Raw genomic sequence first — 15093 nt, 5'->3', positions numbered from 1 at the left:
TCAGCCGGGTCGACTCCGGTCGTCCGGGTCCTTGCCGGCGGCGACCCGGAGCACGCCCACCGCGTCGCGTACGACGCGTTCCCGATCGGCGTAGAACCTGCGGGCGGCGGGGCTGACGGTGTTCGAACGGGTGGTGGGGTCGTCGTACATCGGGGCGAACAGGGCCGGCCGAGCGCGTTGGCGGCCGGCGGGTCCAGGCGGTCGTCGGCGACGAACGCCGACAGGTCCGGCATGCCCTCGATGATCCGCCGTACGCTCGGCCGCACCGCCGACGCGCCCTCTCGCCGCCGCACCCGCACCCGCGCTGCGGCCCCGGCGGCGCGGGCCAGGTCGTACAGGTGCATGCGTTCGGTGCCGTCCAGGCGCAGCGCCGGCGCGACGGCGTCCAGCACGCTGCCGGAGACGCCCTTGAGGTTGCCGCGCTCCAGCCGCGTGCAGTACTCGACGCTGACACCGGCCAGCGTCGCGACCTCACCGCAGCGCAGCCCCGCCACCCGCCGCAGGCCGTGCACCGGCAGCCCCGCCCGCCCGGGGGCGATCCGCTCGCGGCGGGAGCGGAGGAACGCGGCGGCCTCCTCGACAACCTGAGCCTGGACCACCTCGGCCCGTACCTGATGCACCAGCCGTTCAACGACGTCTTCGGCGCCTGGCGGGCCAGGGAGGAACTCCTCGGCGAGGGACGCGTCCGGGCCATCGGCGTCTCCAACCTCCACCCCGGCCGCTTCCTCGACCTGGTCACCCACAGCCGGATCGCCCCCGCCGTCCACCAGTGCGAGACCCACCCCTTCCACCAGCAGACCGAACTCGGCCCCGCGCACGACCGCCACGGCACCGTCCTCCAGTCCCGGGGCCCGCCCACCCAGGGCAATCCCGACCTGCACGCCGACCCGGTCCTGCGCCGCATCGCCGCCGCCCACGGCCGGACCGTCCCGCAGGTCGTGCTGCGCCGGCTGCTCCAACGCGGCATCCCCCTGGTGGCCAAGAGCACCGACCCCGCACGGCTGCGCCAGAACATCGCCGTGTTCGACTCCGGCTCGCCCCCGAGGAGATGACCGCCATCGCCGCCCTCGACCGCCACTGGCCGGGCCTGGGCTTCACCCACCAGGACCCGCGGATGCCGGAACTGCTCCTGAAGTACGCGTAGCCCATGCCCAGCGCGTTGTATCTGCTCAGCGCGCAGCGCGTGCTCAGCGCGGCCAGTCCGGGGCGGGGTCCTCGTCCAGCAGCGGCCGGATCGCACCGAGGACCGCGCCGATGCAGACGTCGCGCAGTTCGGCGCGGGTGCAGTGCGGGTCGATCAGCCAGTCCACGCACAGGACTTGGACGAACACCAGCCAGCTCTTCAGGACTCCGGACACCGCCTGCCGGGCCCGGTCGTCGCCGATCGGGAGCACGCCGAGCAGCCGCTCGCGCAGGGCGTCGAGCTCGTCGTCCATGACCGTCCGGACCAACCGGTCGCCGGCCAGCACCCGGTTCGCGGCGAGCACGGTGTTGCGGTTCTCCGCGAAGTACTCGATGTGCGCGTCCAGGCCCTCGGCGAGCTGCTCGACCAGGGAGTCGGCGGGGTCGAACCGCGTGCTGGCGAGCAGTTGGTCGGAGACCTGCCGGTAGAGCGCGGCGAACAGGTCGCGCTTGCTCGGGAAGTGCCGGTAGAGCAGCGCGCGGGAGACCCCGGCGCGCTCCGCGACGTCCTCCATCAGCACCTCGTCGTACGGTTGCGCCGCAAACAACTGTGATGCGACGCCCAGGAGTTGGGCACGACGGTCGGCGGGGCTGAGACGCTGGCGGGGAGGCACGGACCCATGCTACTTGACACGTGTCTACCAGTGACGCGTAGCCTGGCAGCACTGGTTGACACGTGTCTACTAACACGGGGGTGGCACTGCCATGACGAAGGCCAAGGCGCTGCGCGGGCTGATGCTGACCATGGGGTACGCGTGCGTGGCGATCGGACTGTTCCACGTCCTGGCCGGCAACGCCGCGATCCCCGGCGAGAGTTCGGCCGACGCGACCGTCGACAGCCTCGGACGCTTCTTCGGCGCGATCTTCGCCGGCTACGGCATCGCCTGGCTCCGGGCCGCCCGGCAGTCCCCGATCCGCACCACCGCCGTCCGCGGGCTGGCCGGCATCTTCTTCCTCGGCGCCCTCGGCCGGCTCCTCTCCCTCGCCGTGCACGGCTGGCCGCACTGGTTCCAGATCGTCCTCGGCGCCGTCGAACTGGCCCTGCCGCCCCTCTTCCTCTGGCTGGCCGGCACCGACCCCGAACCGCACCGGCCCGCCGAGAGCACCACCTGACCTGCGACGATCGACTCACCGCCCACGTCCGGCGCCGCGCGGCGTCCGGCCGGGTCTCGTCCGCACCACCTGACCTGCGACGATCGGCCCACCGTCCACCCCCGGTCGGAGAAGCCCGTATCACCCGGGGAGGACCCGCCCGGTGGAGGAAGCGCCCCACGAACGGCTCTGCTGCTACTTCGTCGCCGTCCCGGGGCCCATGACCGGCCCCGGCCTCCCCCGGGTCGAGCGACTGACCACGGCGTCCGCCTGCCTGATCGACCAACTCCCGGCGGACGACACCCGGTTCGCCACCCCGCAGGACGCCCTGACGGCCTGCGCGCCCCTCCCCGCAGACGCACGCCTCTACGCCCTACTGGTGCCGGTCGCCCACCTCCCCGCCATCCTCGCCGACATCCACACGGGCCAGGCCCACGAACCGGTCCTCCTCCCCCGCGTCACCGACCCCACCCCCACCGGCGACGACCGCGCACACGCCCTCGCCACCACCCCGGGCGGACGCGAACTCGGCTGGGAAGTCCTCGGATACGACTGCGGGTGGCTGCACAGCTGGCTCTGCAACGACCTCCACCACGACGCCGTACGCGACCTCGACATCCGCACCGACGCCCGCGACCTCCTCCCCGACCACCCCACCGCCGCCCGCCTCGCCACCTGGGCCAACACCCGCACCGACACCAAACCGGTGACCTGGTTCCCCGCTTCCCTCATCGAATGGGACATCCCGGCCGCCTACCGCAGCCCGCCCGACCCCCCTTCCCCGCAGCACCGTTGACCTTCCGACCACCGCGAGGCCCCCACCGACGGCAACACGGCCGCCGAACAACCCCGCAGAGAATCTCGCCGCCCCCGCATGCTCCCGCCTGCCGGGTCGGCCGAATCGGGCGATCCTCGGTCCGTCCGTTCATGAGGACAGGTACTCCGGTGCAACTCAGGGTCTGCTCAAAGGAGCCCGGACCCTCCGAAGGACCGGCCCGGGCCCCGGTCCGCCCGCTCAGGCGCCGAGCTCCCGGGACTGTCCGGCCCATCGGACCACGAACGGCATGGCCAGACCGGCCGCGACGAAGACACTGCCCATGACCAGCCAGCCGGGGACGCCCCAGCTCAGGCAGAGCAGGCCGAGCAGGCCGGGAGCGACGGTGTAGCAGAGGCCCATGCCGAGACCGAACACGCCGGAGTACTGCCCCTGCGCGTGCGCGGGTGCCAGCCGGAACCGCAGCTCCATAGACCCGGCCGCGTGCCACAGCGAACCCACGGTGTGGATCGCGACGCCGACCGTCATGACCGCCGCGGCGGCCCAGCCCGGCAGGCCCGAGGCCGTCGCGATGACCGCCATGCCGACCAGGAACGCCAGCCCGGCGCGCCGAGTGGCCCGGCCGGCGACCTGGCCGCCCTTGATCCCGCGGCTGGTCCGGATCTGAAGGACCACCACCATCACGGTGTTGACGGCGAGCGCGATGCCGGTGAACCAGCGCGGCGCATCGGTGTGCAGGACCACCCACAGCGGCAGGGCGTAGGTCACCACCTCGCCCTGGATCCACAGGATGCCGTCCAGCAGCACGAACGCCATGTACGGCTTGTCCCTGAGCGCGAGCCACCGGTTCGACCCGGTCGATGCGGGCAGCGGTTCCAGCTTGGGCACCCCGAGCATGACGGCCGCGCAGCCGATGAACGTCAAGGCGTTGACGACGATGAGGGCGCGGTAGGCGGAGCCGGAGTCGAGCTGGATCACCACACCGGCGGCCAGCGCGCCGAAGGTACTGGCCAGGAAGGCGGTCGAGCGCAGGTAGGAGCGGAACTTCGGCACCTCGTCACCGCCGAACCGGCGGATCATCGGGCCGCGCGCCGCGCCCCCCGAGGCACCGGCCAGGTCGGTCACCGCCATGGACACCATGAACGCCACGAACGAGTGGGCGAACAGCAGCGACAGCACGGAAACGGCCTGGATCAACAGGGTGACCAGGAAGACGCCGCGAGGGCCGCGACGGTCGGCGAGATGCCCGACGGGCGGACCGGCGAGCAGGCCGACCACTCCCGCGACCCCGAGGCCGAGTCCGACCTGCCCGATCGGCAGGCCGACCACCCGCAGCGCGTACAGCGGCGCCGTCGCCAGGAAGGCCGCAGTGCCGAGCTGGTTGACGAAGCCCCCGAGCGCCAGCCTGCGCTGCGGGCCGGACTCCAGGAGCAGCCCTCGACGCACCAGCCAGGGCCGACCGTCCGGGGCTGCGTCCCCCTGACGACCCTCGGGTGACAGTGTGCTGGTCTGACTCACGTGGTACTCCTGCATGTTGATCACGACTGGGCGGGGACGGACGGCGCGGCGCAGTGCCCGGGAGCGAGCCGCACGTCGGGCGCCTCGGCGAACCCGGGCGCGGGGTTCAGCCGAAGCCGCCCCTGTTGATCCGCTCATCTGATCCGCTCACCGCGCCCCCGGTCCGCAAGCCAAGGCTTCATGATCATCTCAAGAAAGGATGCTCGCCGCTCCCGAACCTGACCATCCGTCAATCCTCTTCTACAGACGCTCGCTGCCCCACGCCGCCCTGATCGCAGCAGCCGTCCTTGCCAGCCCTTGCCTCGCACCAGGCTGCGGCCCCTCGAAGAACTCGTCGACGTCAGCGGGTCGGACATCGCAGAGACTCGGCGCGATCACCGGGCAACGGGATGCCGGGCCCGAATCTCCTCCGATGCCGCCGGCGGGTTGAGCAGAGCGAGTCCGGAAGCCGAATGCGTCGCCGGCCAGGAATCGATCCGGCTCCATGACTCCGAGAAGCCGCTGTCGTACCGATCCTGGCGTCGCTGCTCCGTGCCCTCGCACCGGTCGACGCCAAGGCTCTCCACCCGCCGCCGAGCAGCACGTTCACGCTCCTTCACCAGCCCCATCACCGCCGGCACCCCGGCGTCGCCACCGCAGGAACGACACAACACCTCGGCCCTGCCGCCGAAACACCGACCCATACCGCCCCGCCCGCGGCACGGTCCTGCGCGCATCGAAGTCCTCCAAGCTCCCCCAAAAAAGAGAAACCCGGCCCCGCCCAAACCGAGTCAGGCCGGCGAGAACCGCGCCACATACTCGGCGAACGGCGGGATGCCGACCTCCGCACGCCGCTCGTCCATGCGCTCCGGCTCCTCACAGGGCCACGGAACCGGCGCGCCGTCCCTCACCCCCGCGATCTGCGTGCCGTAGACCTGCTTCCGCCCCTCGTTCACCAGCGTGCGGTCCCGCAGAAACGCCAGCTCACCCGGACTGGCCGCACCCGCGCACACCGCCCGCTCCATCAACCCCAACGCCCGCCGCTGAACGTCAAGTTGCCGATCGGCGTGCTGCGCAATCAACCACGCAGCCCGAGCCGCGTCCTCCCCCACCAGCTCCGCGGTCGGCCACCCGTGCACCTCCATGACCTCGCCGAGCCGATCCGCATGCCGCACAGTCAACCGCCGCCACGCCAACTGCTCCCCCGGATCCGCACTGTTCGCCAGCCGCACCGCCTCGTGATCCGCCGCCGCCATGGCAGTCAACTCAGCGGCCAATGCCTCGAATTCGGATGCCATTTCCCCACTCCACGTCAACTCGCGGTCCCCTACCGGTCATCCGCAACCCTAGGCACCCGAATCGCACCAAATCTCCTTCCACGGAACGGTGACAACCCCCTCCGAGCACCGGAATACTTGAACTCACCACCCCTCGCACCGGCAGTACGGCACCAACGCGATCGACCACCCACTCCCCGACCCAGGACACCCGCGCCTCCACGCCCCAACGCCCGGATGCGACGAAGCCCGGCCCCAATCCGGACGGAACGACGAAGCACTCACCGAACGCTCGCAAGGCAGCCCGTCCTGGAGATCCACCTCCCCGAAGGCTTCGACCCCTGGCCCGTCGCCGCAGTCGAACAGTTCGCCCGAGGCTGGGCAGGTCGTCCTGGCGGGCCACGTCGAACCATTCCGGGGAGACGCTCGCCCTGGCGCTCGGTGAGCACGACGGGGAAGGAACGGACGTACCGGGTCAGGGCATCGAGCTCGGGGCAGCGGGCCAGTACGGACTTGAGCTGGAACTGCTCGGCCTCCGACAGCGCCGTGGGCCGCTGGAGGATCCGGCCGGCGACGGCGCGGGGCGATGGCGGCTGTACGGTCATGGGCCGGGGCGACGTACGCTTCCGCCGCAGGTAGGAGCCGACGCACTGGCAGCTGCCCTTGCAGCCGAGCGGGACGATCTCCTCCCAGAGCGTCCAGGCGTTGGTGCAACCCTCGCTCCAACGGCCGTCCGGGTAGCGCTTGTCGTCGTCGACGACGGACGGGCGGTTCTGGCACTGGCCCCGGAAGAGCTCCTCCGGGTTCGCAGCGTCGGCAAGGGCCTTGACCGGTCGCGCCGAGCTGCCATAGAACGGGCCCAGCACCACACAGTCGTCCGTCAGCGGAGCCTGTCCGCCACCTCCGACCACACGGGCAGGTCCGCCTGGTCGTCCTCGTACCAGCCGCACCGGTCGAGCCAGGTGCGCAACCAGTCGGCCAGGCTGGGCGAGTCGACGAACCACGCCGCCGAGGTGTCCGCGCCCTCGTTCGCGTTCGGTTCGTAGAGCAGGACGGTGCCGTCGGCGCTGCGGCAGTCCACGCACGCCATCATCCCGCAGCCCCAGGCCAGGATCGGCAGGACGTCAGCGGGCCAGCGCCGCCCCGAACCGGCCTCCGCCCTGAACCGGAGCGTGGTCCCGAGCCCCGTCCTCCCGTCCTGGTCGGTCAACTCGGGGGCGCAGAGGCGCAGCAGACCGTCCATCGGGCCGAACCCGCCGTTTCCCACCGTGGTGTAGAGCGCGGCAAGGAACGGGTGCAGCGGGAACCCCAACTGCCGCTCCACCGCCTCCAGTTCCCCCGGCGTGATCGTGTCCCGGAGGTCCTCACTGTCCGCAGCGGCGCGTCGCACCCGTTCCAAAAACGCCTCGGCACCGCTCATCCCGACATCCTCCTCCACCCGACCGACAGCACCGACCGGGCCGACCCAGGGCAGAACGGCCGCCCGGGTGACGCCACGTCACGAATAGCAGCGCCCGCGTGCCCGACCCGATCCGCTCTCGTTGGTGGGGCATGACGAAAATGATCACTCGCACGTCGGCCGGGCTGCTGCTCCTCGCCATCACCACCGCCCCCGCAAACCCGGCCGACGCCGCGAACATCCCGCACACCGGCGGCCGGATGACGCACGGCCAGGGCGTCGCGGCCTGCCCGCCGGACTCCTTCTGCCTCTACGAGCACGAGAACTACAACGGCCGGACTCCCGGCCGGGTCTGGGTGTACGAGCAGCAGAAACACAGCAGCGCACCCACGCCCCGTCTCGACCTGACCCGGGCGGGGGCGGCCGGCTTCGGCCGTTCCGCGGTCGCCAACGACCCGGGGTTCACCACCGTCCGACTGTCGCCGAACAGCTGCGCCACGGTGCACGACCCGTCCCGCGACTGGGAGTATCTGATCTTCCTGCCGCGCAGCGGCCGCCCGGAACGCACCGCACGCCAACCGGACCTGGACGGCGTCAAGGGCATCCACCACACCGCCCGGGACGTGGACAGGGATGGCCGCCAGATCATCTCCGGACGCACCCTCGACCTGGACAATCGGGCTCGCTGCCTGCTCTTCGACGAATCCACCCCGGGCCTGTAACCGCCGCCCCCACCCTCCCCGACCCGGCCGACGCCAACTGACCAACCGCCCAAGGCCGAGGCGAATCGTTCCGCCCCGGCCTCGAACAACCGCGCCTCCGCAGCCGGTCTCAGTGCCCGGCGTGGTGGACGAACACGTAGGTCTCCCGGTCGAGTTCGCTCACCTGGACGCAGAACGCGGCCGGCACCCGGATGTGCGAGCGCAGCAGGTCGGTGATCCGGACGGACAGTTCGCTCCGGGCCTCGGCACTGCGCCCGGCCAGGATCTTGATCTCGACCAGGACGACCGCCTCGCCCGACGAACCGTCACCGACCAGGTGCGTGGCGGCGGGTCGCACCAGCGTCTTGCAGTCGGCGGTGGCTGTGTCGATCACCTCGGGGATCAGCTGGTGGGCTTCCTTCGCGAACGCCGTCGCATCGAAGTCCAGGCCGGGCGAGTGGTCGATCAGGATCTGTGGCATGGCGGGAGTCCTCCTGGACGCGCGGCGGCCCGGGAACCTCCCGGGGGCGGTGGCGTCCGTGATCGAAAACATAGCCCCGCGATGTCACCGTCGGCAGGCATACTGGCGCAATGTCCGACCATCGCCCGCCCGACGCCGTCGAACCGCCGGACCCGTTCGAAGGTCTGGTCCTGGACGAGGAGTTCGTCCGCTCCGCCACCGTCAGCGAGCCGTCCGCGCGGGCCCGGATGCTGGCCGAGCGCTGGCGCCACGAGCCGCCGGTCGACCCGGGCGGCCGCCGCTGGTCGACCGCCCGCCCGTCCCGCCGCGACCCGGGCCGCAGCCGTCGGTTCCGCGACCGCTTCGCGCACCGATTCCGCCGCCATCGACGCCACCGCCGCCACCCGGACGAGGTCCAGCTCCCGTACCGCAGTGGAGGTTTCGGTCGGCTGAGGGGGTTCCGCTCGCTCAGTCGGGGCGAGCAGTGGACGGTGGTGCTCGGGCTGCTGATCGTCCTGCTGGTGGCCGGCGGGGTGCTGTTCGTGCCGCAGCGCGCCCACACCCCGCAACTGGGCCGCGCCGCCGGCAGCCCGGGCAGCCCTTCGACCTCGACGGACCGCGCGCTGCCCGGCGGCGGCGTGTTCACCGGCAGCAGGTGCGGGGCGCGCGGCTACCACCGCTTCCCGGCCGCCCCCGCCTCGCTCACCGTCGAGGGGTCGTCGGGGCCGGCACTCCTGCTGGCCGCCTACGGGTACCAGCGCCTCGACGCCGGCCGGCAGGAGGAGTTCACCTTCGACCTGCGGCTCAGCTCTGGCTCCGGGACGCCGATGGTGCTGTCCGCACCGCTCGGCCCGGAGGGCGTCGCGGTGGAGATCGAGGGTCCGGACGGGCTGGTCGCCGCCGCGTACGGGCTGCCCGCCACGATCGAAGGCGCGCAGCACACCGCAGACGGCAAGGGCTGGCTGGTCTCCGACTACGGCGCGGTGGCGCACGTCGTTCTGCCGGTGGCGGCACTCTGCCCGGGAGTGGAGGCGCAGGCCCTCTCCTCCGGGATGATGGTGCGCACCGACGGTGCCAACACCATCACCGGCCCCGCGCCCTACACCGTCACGGTGTCGGTGGCCGACCCGGAGGTCGCCGAACTCCGGCGTGCCACGGGCATGCAGCCGCGAGGCGAAGTGCTGGCGGTCACCAACCAGATCCCGGCGCACGCCACCAAGCCGGTGTGAGCCGTCGGCGGACCGACTACCCGGTGATGCCTCAGCCCCCTGACGTCTAGCGGGGGTTGGTAGCCGGATGATGGTGGGGATAACCCCACCTCGAAGCCTCCTGCCCCCTTCATGGCGGGTGACCTGTGGTTTTCCTAGCGTTGGCGATGCCCCGGAAGAGAGGACCCCCGGGGCGTCACCTCCGAGGAAGGCCCCACCATGTCGCCCCGCCTGCGCCGTTCCCAGCCCGGCCGGCCCGCCCACGAGCCCGCCTTCGACGCCGCAGCAGCCGCAGCCGTGCCCGGGCAGTCCGGATGGTCCGGACAGCCCGGGCCGTCCGCCTCCGAACTGCCGGCAGTGGAACTGCGCGGGGTGCGCCGGACTTACGGTCGCGGCCCGGGTGCGGTGCACGCCCTCGGCGGGGTCGACCTGGCGCTCGCCGCCGGCACTTTCACGGCCGTGATGGGCCCGTCCGGCTCCGGCAAGAGCACCTTCCTGCAGTGCGCCGCCGGCCTCGACCGGCCCGACGCAGGGCAGGTTCTGCTGTCCGGCCGGCCGATCAGCTCGCTCGGCGAGGACACGCTGACCAAGCTCCGCCGCAACCGGATCGGCTTCGTCTTCCAGGCGTTCAACCTGCTGCCTTCGCTGACGGTCCTGCAGAACGTGCTGCTCCCACAGCGTCTGGCCGGCGGCCGACAGGACAAGGCGCGCGCCCACGAACTGCTCACCCGGGTCGGTCTGGGCGAGCATGCCGCCCGCCGCCCCGGACAGCTCTCCGGTGGGCAGCAGCAGCGCGTCGCACTGGCCCGGGCGTTGATCACCCGACCCGACGTGATCTTCGCCGACGAGCCCACCGGCGCGCTCGACACGCGCAGTGCGCACGAAGTCCTCGGTCTGCTCCGCGACGCGGTGGACGGCCTGGGCGCCACGGTGGTGATGGTGACGCACGACCCGGTCGCCGCCTCCTTCGCCGACCGCGCGGTCTTCCTGGCCGGCGGCCTGCTGGCGGGCGAACTCCACCATCCCGACCCGCGCACCGTCTCCGACCGCATGCTCACCCTCGCCGCCCGGCCCGCCCGTCCCTGACCGCCGTCTCCCCTTCGCCTCCTCGGAGTTGACCGCATGACCAACGGCCTGGCCCGCGCCGCCGTACGCTTCCGACCCGCCTCGTTCGCGGGCACCTTCCTGGCACTGCTGTTCGCCTCCGCCATCGTGACCGCGTGCGGCGTGCTGCTGCAGACCGGTCTGACCGCGTCCGTCAAGCCCGAGCGGTACGCGGATGCGCCGATCGTGGTCTCCGCCGACCAGCACGTGAAGATCACGGTCGTCCACGGCAAGCAGCCCGACACCGTCACCCGGCCCCTGCCCGAACTGGCCCGGCTGGACGCCTCGTTGACGGCCGTGGTGGCCGCCGTGCCGGGCGTCGGCGAGGCCCGCCCCGACTCCGCGTTCCCGGTGTCCGCAAACCGACCCGGCCAGCCCGGCCAAGCCGAGCAAGCCAACCTGCCCAACCTGCCCGATCTGCCTGGGCTCACCGGTCGCGGCTGGGCCGCGCTCGGCATCGCCCCCGGCGAGCACCTCACCGAGGGACGCGCCCCCACCGACGGCGAACTGGTGCTGGACGCCGCCAGTGCCCGCGCCGCCCACCTCGCGCCGGGCGCCACCCTCACCCTCGACACGCCTGCCGGCACCGCGCCCTACCGGATCTCCGGTCTCGCCGAGGCGCAGTCCGGCCGGGCCACCGTCTGGTTCCCTGATGCCACCGCCGACCGGATCTCCGGTCACCCGGGCCGGATCGACGCCCTGGCCGTCCGCCCCGCGCCGGGCGCCGACCCACGCGCGCTGGCCAAGGCCCTGCGCCAGGCGTTGGACGGCAAGGCGCAGGTGACGACGGGCCTGCAGCGTGGCGAGGTGGAGCAGCCGGCACTGCTGGAGGCGAAGGAGGTGCTGGCCGGGATCGGCGGCTCCTTCGGCGGGACGGCCACCACGGTCGCGGTGTTCGTACTGGCCGGCACCATCACGTTGGCCACCGGCCAGCGGGCCCGCGAGTTCGCGCTGCTGCGGACCATCGGGGCGACGCCCCGCCAGATTCGCCGTTCGATCGCCACCGAGGCGGGCCTGATCGCCCCGGTCGCCGCCGCGATCGGCGTCCTGCCCGGGGTGCTGCTGGCCCGCTGGTGGTTCGGCGAGTTGGTCTCGCGCGGCGCGGTGCCCGCCGGGGTGTCGCTCGACGTGGGACCGCTGCCGCTGCTCGTCGCGGTCGCCCTCTGCACGGGGACGGCGCTGGCCGCCGGTCTGGTCGCGGCCCGGCACAGCGCCCGGATGCGGCCGACCCAGGCACTCGGCGCGGCCGACATCGGGCCGGGTGCGCCGGGCGCGGTACGGGCGGTGCTCGGTGTGCTGTTCGCCGCCGGCGCCGTCGCCCTGGCGGTGGCGGCGGCCGGCATGGCGGGTGCGACGGCCGCCAACCTCGCCCTGGGTGTGGTGCTGTGCTTCCTGGTCGCGGTCGGGCTGCTCGGCCCGTGGCTGGTGCGCGGCGCGGTCGGCCTGGTGGGTGTGCTGCTGCGCGCCGCCGGGGCATCGGCCTCGTTGGCAGCCGACAATGCTCGGTCCGCCTCCCGCCGGCTGGCTTCCGCGACCGTCCCGATCGTGATGGTCACGGCCTTCTGCGGGACGCTGCTGTTCCTGCAGTCCAGCCTCGACCATGCCGCCTCGGTGCAGGTCCGCGAGGGGCTGACGGCGGACCGGGTGGTCACCGCCGTCGCCGCGCCCGGCCTGCCCTCGGACGTCGTGGACCGCGCGGCCGACCTGCCGGGTGTGGACGCCGCGGTCGGCCTGCTGCCCACCGGCCTGGTGTACTCGTCCTCCGGCGCGCTCGGTTCGGCCCCCGCCGTGGCGGTGGACGGCGACCCGGCCGCCCTGACGAAGGTGCTGGACCTGGGCGTGACGTCCGGCGCACTGGCCGACCTCTCCCGTTCCGTCGACACGGTTGCGCTGGACTCCTTCCTGGCCGAGGGCCTGCACGTGAAGGTCGGTCAGCGGGCGGCGTTCTGGCTCGGTGACGGCACCCGGGTCGAACCGACGGTGGTGGCGATCTACGGCCGCGGTCTCGGTTTCGGGCAGGCTCTGCTGCCGAAGGCGGCGGTCGCCGCGCATACCGATTCGCCGTACCCGGCGCGCCTGCTGGTCGCGGAGACTCCTGGCGCGGACGGCGCCGCCACCACGAAGGCCCTGTCCGAGCTGGCCCCGCAGGGCCTGTCGGTGAAGGACCGCCAGGGCTACGCGCAGCAGGACGACCAGGACCGCGAGCTGAACAGCTGGGCGAACAACGTGATGGCCGGCGTGCTGGCCGGGTTCGCGGCGCTGACTGCCGCGAACACCCTGGTGATGACCGTCCTTGACCGCCGCCGCGAGATCGCCCTGCTGCGGCTGGCCGGCACCACCCGCCGACAGGTCCGCTCGATGCTGCGCTGGGAGGCGCTGCTGATCGCCGCGATCGGTCTGGTGACCGGCGCCGCGATCGCCTGGGCGACGCTCACCCCGCTCACTCGTGTGCTGACCTCCGATGCCCCGCACGTTCCGCTCACCTCCGCCCTTCCGCTCGTCGCCGCGACCACGCTCCTGTGCCTGGCCGCCACCGCTCTCCCCGGGCGCGTCTTGCTGCGCGCCCGTCCCACCACCGCGCTCTGACTGCCCGCCCGGCTGCCGCCCAGCCGGGCGGCCGTCATGGTCGGCCGAGGAGTTGGGCCCCGGCCACGCTGCCGGTGCGGGCGGTGAAGAACTCGGTGAAGCCCCCGACGCACTCCTCCTCGGTGATCCAGCCGTCCCCGTCGGTGTCCAGTTGGCGGAAGCCGTGGTGGAGTTCGGCCGGGTGGACGCGGGTGCCGCCGAACAGGGTGCGGTACTCGTCGGCGCACAACTGGCCGCTGTGGTCGGCGTCCGCGGCGTGGAACATCGCCCGGACGGCGGGGTCGAGGGCCGTGTAGGGGCGGCCCTGGTCGTCAACTCCTGAGATCCGGCGGTCACTGCGTTCGAGGCGCTCGATCTCGCGCTGCAGGGCCTCCTGGTCGGAGAAGAACAGGCGTCTGCCGCTGTCCACGGTGTGCTCGATCCGCCGCCAGGGGTGGCTGCGGTAGGTGGAGAGTTGCGCGACTCCGGCCCCGACTGCAGGGTGCGCGTTCCGCAGAACGAGCAGCCGCCAGGCGACCAGGGCGATGCGCCGCTCACCGAGGGTGCGGCGCAGCATGGAGTCCGCTTCCGCCTGTGCGGTGCGCGTCATAGGTCCGTACCCCCTTTCGCTCCAGTGGCCCGACGGCCACTCAATGACCGTTCGGCTTCGGCCGGTTCCGGATGGTCCGAAGCCTAGGGGCGGTTCCCGGTCAAACCTGCTGGTCCGGGCCTCAAACCACCCCGCAGGGTGAGCCGACGGCCAATTCTCCGCCCGCACGCGTGAATCGGGCTCCGCCGAAGCTGACGCGCTGCCATCTCTGCTCACGACAAAGGGAGTTGCCGGTGGGTCGAGCCCCGGTCAGTCCCACCAGAAGGACCACTGCTCGGCGTTGACCAGGCCGGGGGCGTAGTCTGCGATCGTACCGACGCCCTGGAAGATCTTGTCTGGGCAGAACGCGAGGTGTTCGGCGGCGATCCGGAGCGCCAAGTCGTCGTCCTCGGGCGGCGCTCCGACGCTCAGTTCGAGGTCGGCGAAACCGACCTGGACCAGTCGGGTGCCGTAGCGGCGTTCCCAGTCGAGGAGCACGGCGGAGACTTTGGCGATGTCGCCCTCGTGGTTGACCGGCCCGGTCCAGCCGCAGGCGGTGAGCGCCTCGGCGCCGGTGGCGGCGGGGACCAGGCCGATCCGCAGGTGCGCGTTGTCGGCCAGCAGTTCGCGGGCGAGGGCGCGGGCGGCCCGGTCGGGGTCTCCGGGTCGTTCGGGGGTGGGCGCCGTTCCTGGCCAGCCGTCGGTGAACGGGGCAATGCTTTCGGCGAGTTCGGCGCTCTCCTGCGGGTCGGCCTCCCCGTCCTCGCCGGCGGGGGTGGTGGAGCACTCCCAGCCGGTGCGCAGCAGTGCGGCAGGGTCGTGCCAGTCGGGTTCGCCGGCGCCGCGCGGCTGGAGTTCGCCGGATCCCCAGGGGCGGAACGCGGCGTCGGTGGTGGCGAGGGGGGCGAGCAGCAGTGGCCACAGCCCGGTGTTCGGGTGCTCGCGGTGGAGCTTCTCCCAGAGGCCGAGGGGCGCGGGCCCGTCGCTCATCCAGAGCACGGGGACGGTGTCCGCGTCGTGGTCGTCCGGCTTCACCAGCCGTCCGGCGGGGAGCAGGGCGGCGACGGCGGTCAGGTCGGCGTAGGGCCGCAGGTGGCGCAGTTCGTGGAGGGCGCCGGTCATGCGTGCACGCTAACGAGCCTCGCCGACAGGGCCACTTCCTACTGAGAAGTAATCAATGCTGGGCCTTCTCGGCCCAATTGGCGACCTGCGGAAGTGGACGTGGAGGCCCTGAGCTGATTACG

Annotated in this window: 15 protein-coding genes; 7 read left to right on the top strand and 8 right to left on the bottom strand. The window is 72.6% G+C overall.

Going from position 1 to position 15093, the window contains the following annotated elements; all coding sequences use genetic code 11:
- The gene (locus tag AMK19_RS38700) at positions 1–150 is read right to left on the bottom strand and encodes an MmyB family transcriptional regulator (protein WP_443135047.1); all 150 of its coding nucleotides are present in this window, start codon (positions 148–150) and stop codon (positions 1–3) included.
- 188 nt (positions 151–338) lie between these two features.
- On the opposite strand from AMK19_RS38700, the gene AMK19_RS26930 reads away from it, so the two are divergent.
- Entirely contained in the window at positions 339–1052 is a 714-nt protein-coding gene (locus AMK19_RS26930; RefSeq protein ID WP_443135045.1) for an aldo/keto reductase, read from the top strand.
- A gap of 135 nt (positions 1053–1187) precedes the next feature.
- Here the strand turns inward: AMK19_RS26930 and AMK19_RS26925 are convergent, their stop codons facing one another.
- The gene (locus tag AMK19_RS26925) at positions 1188–1796 is read right to left on the bottom strand and encodes a TetR/AcrR family transcriptional regulator (RefSeq protein ID WP_073816153.1); all 609 of its coding nucleotides are present in this window, start codon (positions 1794–1796) and stop codon (positions 1188–1190) included.
- A gap of 91 nt (positions 1797–1887) precedes the next feature.
- Here AMK19_RS26925 and AMK19_RS26920 point away from each other — a divergent pair, with 91 nt between their 5' ends.
- Both AMK19_RS26920 and AMK19_RS36150 read left to right on the top strand, forming a co-directional pair.
- Entirely contained in the window at positions 1888–2295 is a 408-nt protein-coding gene (locus AMK19_RS26920; protein WP_073816151.1) for a DUF4345 domain-containing protein, read from the top strand.
- A gap of 142 nt (positions 2296–2437) precedes the next feature.
- Positions 2438–3070: a hypothetical protein gene (locus AMK19_RS36150; RefSeq protein ID WP_073816149.1), complete on the top strand. Its 633-nt coding sequence runs from the start codon at positions 2438–2440 to the stop codon at positions 3068–3070.
- Positions 3071–3289: 219 nt separating this feature from the next.
- Here the strand turns inward: AMK19_RS36150 and AMK19_RS26910 are convergent, their stop codons facing one another.
- The 3 genes from AMK19_RS26910 to AMK19_RS26895 all read right to left on the bottom strand — a co-directional run bounded on the left by AMK19_RS26910 (position 3290) and on the right by AMK19_RS26895 (position 7243).
- On the bottom strand, positions 3290–4567 hold the full coding sequence (locus AMK19_RS26910) for an MFS transporter (RefSeq protein WP_241844607.1): 1278 nt from the start codon (positions 4565–4567) through the stop codon (positions 3290–3292).
- A 770-nt stretch (positions 4568–5337) separates the two neighbouring features.
- Positions 5338–5844 carry a DUF6624 domain-containing protein gene (locus tag AMK19_RS26905; RefSeq protein WP_073816147.1) on the bottom strand — a complete coding sequence of 169 codons (507 nt, stop codon included), beginning with the start codon at positions 5842–5844 and terminating at the stop codon, positions 5338–5340.
- 859 nt (positions 5845–6703) lie between these two features.
- Positions 6704–7243, bottom strand: a complete 540-nt coding sequence (locus AMK19_RS26895; RefSeq protein ID WP_143200414.1) for an SMI1/KNR4 family protein — start codon at positions 7241–7243, stop codon at positions 6704–6706.
- A 140-nt stretch (positions 7244–7383) separates the two neighbouring features.
- Here AMK19_RS26895 and AMK19_RS26890 point away from each other — a divergent pair, with 140 nt between their 5' ends.
- Positions 7384–7944: a hypothetical protein gene (locus AMK19_RS26890; RefSeq protein ID WP_073816142.1), complete on the top strand. Its 561-nt coding sequence runs from the start codon at positions 7384–7386 to the stop codon at positions 7942–7944.
- A 109-nt stretch (positions 7945–8053) separates the two neighbouring features.
- On the opposite strand, the gene AMK19_RS26885 is transcribed toward AMK19_RS26890, so the two are convergent.
- The gene (locus tag AMK19_RS26885) at positions 8054–8404 is read right to left on the bottom strand and encodes a 5-carboxymethyl-2-hydroxymuconate Delta-isomerase (protein ID WP_073816141.1); all 351 of its coding nucleotides are present in this window, start codon (positions 8402–8404) and stop codon (positions 8054–8056) included.
- Positions 8405–8514: 110 nt separating this feature from the next.
- Between AMK19_RS26885 and AMK19_RS35490 the strand changes: the two genes are divergently transcribed.
- The 3 genes from AMK19_RS35490 (at position 8515) to AMK19_RS26870 (ending at position 13281) form a co-directional block, all read left to right on the top strand.
- Positions 8515–9612: an SCO2583/SCO2584 N-terminal domain-containing protein gene (locus AMK19_RS35490; RefSeq protein WP_073816139.1), complete on the top strand. Its 1098-nt coding sequence runs from the start codon at positions 8515–8517 to the stop codon at positions 9610–9612.
- A 198-nt stretch (positions 9613–9810) separates the two neighbouring features.
- Positions 9811–10677: an ABC transporter ATP-binding protein gene (locus AMK19_RS26875; RefSeq protein WP_083647394.1), complete on the top strand. Its 867-nt coding sequence runs from the start codon at positions 9811–9813 to the stop codon at positions 10675–10677.
- A 36-nt stretch (positions 10678–10713) separates the two neighbouring features.
- Positions 10714–13281 carry an FtsX-like permease family protein gene (locus AMK19_RS26870; protein WP_073816137.1) on the top strand — a complete coding sequence of 856 codons (2568 nt, stop codon included), beginning with the start codon at positions 10714–10716 and terminating at the stop codon, positions 13279–13281.
- Between the two features lie 34 nt (positions 13282–13315).
- Here the strand turns inward: AMK19_RS26870 and AMK19_RS26865 are convergent, their stop codons facing one another.
- Both AMK19_RS26865 and AMK19_RS26860 read right to left on the bottom strand, forming a co-directional pair.
- Complete coding sequence (locus AMK19_RS26865) at positions 13316–13870, bottom strand: oxygenase MpaB family protein (protein ID WP_073816135.1); 555 nt, start codon at positions 13868–13870, stop codon at positions 13316–13318.
- 249 nt (positions 13871–14119) lie between these two features.
- The gene (locus AMK19_RS26860) at positions 14120–14971 is read right to left on the bottom strand and encodes a DUF4253 domain-containing protein (protein ID WP_073816134.1); all 852 of its coding nucleotides are present in this window, start codon (positions 14969–14971) and stop codon (positions 14120–14122) included.
- Positions 14972–15093 lie beyond the last annotated feature (122 nt).

The organism is Kitasatospora sp. CB01950 (assembly GCF_001905465.1).
Taxonomy (GTDB): domain Bacteria; phylum Actinomycetota; class Actinomycetes; order Streptomycetales; family Streptomycetaceae; genus Kitasatospora.
This window is presented reverse-complemented; position numbering and strand designations above follow the sequence as displayed.

What these genes read in the sequence shown, in the direction of transcription:
- AMK19_RS38700 (WP_443135047.1), bottom strand. Translation starts at nt 150, where the DNA reads ATGTACGACGACCCCACCACCCGTTCGAACACCGTCAGCCCCGCCGCC.
- AMK19_RS26920 (WP_073816151.1), top strand. Translation starts at nt 1,888, where the DNA reads ATGACGAAGGCCAAGGCGCTGCGCGGGCTGATGCTGACCATGGGGTAC.
- AMK19_RS26905 (WP_073816147.1), bottom strand. Translation starts at nt 5,844, where the DNA reads ATGGCATCCGAATTCGAGGCATTGGCCGCTGAGTTGACTGCCATGGCG.
- AMK19_RS26895 (WP_143200414.1), bottom strand. Translation starts at nt 7,243, where the DNA reads ATGAGCGGTGCCGAGGCGTTTTTGGAACGGGTGCGACGCGCCGCTGCG.
- AMK19_RS26890 (WP_073816142.1), top strand. Translation starts at nt 7,384, where the DNA reads ATGATCACTCGCACGTCGGCCGGGCTGCTGCTCCTCGCCATCACCACC.
- AMK19_RS26885 (WP_073816141.1), bottom strand. Translation starts at nt 8,404, where the DNA reads ATGCCACAGATCCTGATCGACCACTCGCCCGGCCTGGACTTCGATGCG.
- AMK19_RS35490 (WP_073816139.1), top strand. Translation starts at nt 8,515, where the DNA reads ATGTCCGACCATCGCCCGCCCGACGCCGTCGAACCGCCGGACCCGTTC.
- AMK19_RS26875 (WP_083647394.1), top strand. Translation starts at nt 9,811, where the DNA reads ATGTCGCCCCGCCTGCGCCGTTCCCAGCCCGGCCGGCCCGCCCACGAG.
- AMK19_RS26870 (WP_073816137.1), top strand. Translation starts at nt 10,714, where the DNA reads ATGACCAACGGCCTGGCCCGCGCCGCCGTACGCTTCCGACCCGCCTCG.
- AMK19_RS26865 (WP_073816135.1), bottom strand. Translation starts at nt 13,870, where the DNA reads ATGACGCGCACCGCACAGGCGGAAGCGGACTCCATGCTGCGCCGCACC.
- AMK19_RS26860 (WP_073816134.1), bottom strand. Translation starts at nt 14,971, where the DNA reads ATGACCGGCGCCCTCCACGAACTGCGCCACCTGCGGCCCTACGCCGAC.